The sequence below is a fragment of the Marivita sp. genome, from assembly GCF_965656765.1.
Taxonomy (GTDB): domain Bacteria; phylum Pseudomonadota; class Alphaproteobacteria; order Rhodobacterales; family Rhodobacteraceae; genus Marivita.
The window spans coordinates 1-2,709 of sequence record NZ_CBFHLV010000124.1 but is presented as its reverse complement, the minus strand read 5'-3'; the positions used below and the strand labels follow the sequence as shown (position 1 = coordinate 2,709).

The 2,709-nt window shown below is 59.9% G+C and carries 2 protein-coding genes; both read left to right on the top strand.

From position 1 onward, the window contains the following. A partial coding sequence (locus ACTG4M_RS17290; protein WP_439124913.1) for a (2Fe-2S)-binding protein occupies nt 1–396 on the top strand: 396 nt, incomplete at its 5' end. Then, nucleotides 393–2,501 (top strand): molybdopterin cofactor-binding domain-containing protein, encoded by a 2,109-nt coding sequence (locus ACTG4M_RS17285; protein WP_439124912.1) that lies wholly within the window; start codon nt 393–395, stop codon nt 2,499–2,501. The genes ACTG4M_RS17290 and ACTG4M_RS17285, both read left to right, overlap by 4 nt. Nucleotides 2,502–2,709 lie beyond the last annotated feature (208 nt).

Genomic DNA, 2,709 nt, shown 5'->3' with positions numbered 1-2,709 from the left:
CCCTTGGTCTACGTCCTTCGGGACGAGTTGAAGCTCAAGGGGACCAAGCTTGGATGCGGGTTGGAGCAATGCGGCGCTTGCGCCGTAATGATCGACGGCGAAGTGGTGCTATCCTGTGTCACGGCGGTCGAGGCCTTTGATGGTAAGGAGGTCACCACCATCGAAGGCATCGCCGACACAGAAGTCGGCCAGCGCGTTCAACAAGCCTTCGTCGAGGAAACCGCCGCCCAATGCGGCTATTGCACCTCTGGTCTTGTGGTCGCGGCAACGGCACTCTTGTCGAACAATCAGGCACCGGACCGCGATACCACCAAAGAAGCTCTGACGCCGCATCTCTGCCGCTGCGGATCACATCCGCGAGTTCTCAAAGCCATTGAACGGGCCGCGGCGACATGAGCCTCAAAGACTATCCGTATGTCTCGGAATGGATCACCTTCGACGAGGACTGCCTGCTGGTCCATACCGGCAAGGTCGATATCGGTCAGCGTATCTCAACCGCGCTGATCCGGATCGTGCAGGACGAATTGGCACTGCCTCTGCCACAGATCGAAATCGCACCAGTTCGAACTGACCATGCTCCGGATGAAGGCATCACGTCCGGCAGCAATTCCATTGAACAATCTGGCCGCGCCGTGGCCTCTGCGGCCGCAACCTTGCGCGCGCACATCCTGGCAACAGCGGTGGCGCAACACGGCGGCGACCTGAAGGATTGGGCGCTTGAGGATGGGTTCGTCCAGCAGACCGGGACCAACATCCGGATCAGTCTGGTCGACCTCGCGCAAGACCTGCCCAAAGACCTGCGGGTTGACGCGGCCCTGCCCCGCTTTGTGCCCGATGAACCAGCCGCCTTGGACATGCGCGGCATCACAGAAATGGTGACGGGCCGGTTCACTTTTCTACACGACACCGATCTGCCCGGTATGTGGCACGCCCGTCGTATCAGCCCCCCCCATGCCAAGGCCACACTGCGCAAAATCGACCAAGACGCGATCGACAAGGCGCACGCCAAAGGCCTTCATGTCTTCCAAGACGCCAGCTTTGTTGCCGTGGCCGGCCCAAACGAATGGCACGTCGTGAAAGCCGCAACCAGCCTTGGTCTTGGCTGCACATGGGACACGGGTGCCGGCCTGCCGGAAATCGACATCTTCGCCCAGCTTGTTCCGCAAAACGCACAGCGTTTTCCCGTGGTGAACGGAACGCCACAAAAGGCCCCGGTGCCTGCTCCGCTTGAGGCACCCGACGTGACCGCCCGGTTCGAACGCCCCTATCAGATGCATGGCGCGTTGGCGCCGTCTGCCGCATTGGCCGAATGGACCGGAGACACGCTGGTCCTGCGCAGCCACAGCCAAGGGATATATCCGCTGCGCGAGGCGATTGCTGACAGCCTTGGACTGCGGACTGAACAGGTGGACATCACCCACATCCCGGGCTCTGGTTGCTACGGCCACAACGGCGCAGATGACGCGGCGTTCGAGGCCGCTCTGATCGCGATGGCTCATCCGAACACGCCGATCCTTCTGAAATGGAGCCGCGAAGACGAACACGCATGGGAACCCTATGCGCCCGCTATGGCCGTGCAAGTTGATGCAAAACTGGCAGGCGGCAAAATCATCGCCCTCTCAGCCGAAGCTCACAGCGACACCCATCGCGGACGCCCCCGCCCTGGCCCGAACCGCGCGGGCCCGGCAAAACTCATTGCCAACAGATTTCGGGTCCAGGCCATGGACCCATATGTGTCGCCACCCAATATGGGCACGCATGCAGGCATGCACCGGAATCTCGATCCAATCTATGACATTCCCGAAAAAAGGCTCGTCAAGAACCTTGTCCAAGGTCTGCCACATCGCACCTCCGCCATGCGGTGTCTCGGGGCTGTCGCTAACATCTTTGCACTCGAAAGTACGATAGACAGGCTGGCCCAAGACACCGACAGCGACCCAATTGCCTTTCGCCGCGCGCACCTCACCGATCCGCGCGCGCGCGCCGTGCTCAATCAGCTTGATGACTGTATCGCCGCGCGCCCACCACTCCCCCACGGCTCTGGACGTGGCGTGGCCTATTCCCAATACAAAAACACCATGACCCGGGTCGGCATCGCGATCGAGCTGACCGTAAGCGATACAGCCGAGGTCCGTTTGGACCACGCAACACTAGTTGCAGATGCAGGCCGCGTCATTGATCCCGATGGCCTGATCGCCCAACTTGAGGGTGGTTTCATGCAAGGCGCAAGCTGGGCGCTTTATGAACAGGTAAATTGGGACCGCGACGGCATTACTTCGCGCGATTGGAACAGCTACCCCGTGATCCGGTTCGACAACGTGCCAGAGATTGACCTGGTCCTTCTAGACACATCCGACCACCCCTCAGTCGGCGCAGGCGAAGCCTCCCCCGGCCCCACAGTCGCCGCCATTTCCAACGCGATCTTCGACTGCACCGGATTGAAATTGCAGCGCATGCCATTCACGCCAGAGACGCTGACGCAAACAGCATTGGAAATGTAGCTTGGAGATGAGGTGGCGGAGGGGGTGGGTCTGAAATCTAACGTTCTCCACCACCTAACCCATTGATTTTGCGTAATTGAACTGCGAGTTCTAATCCCAACTGGTACGAAAAGGGTCTGGAATCCAAACGAACTTAAGGAACGTCTGATCTACCGTCTTGGCTACGCCGATTTCGGTGCAATCGGGCTTTGATTGAGCAGACAGGGGC

Bases quoted from the DNA above. Each gene is read 5' to 3' on its own strand.
- ACTG4M_RS17285 (WP_439124912.1), top strand. From the start codon at position 393: ATGAGCCTCAAAGACTATCCGTATGTCTCGGAATGGATCACCTTCGAC.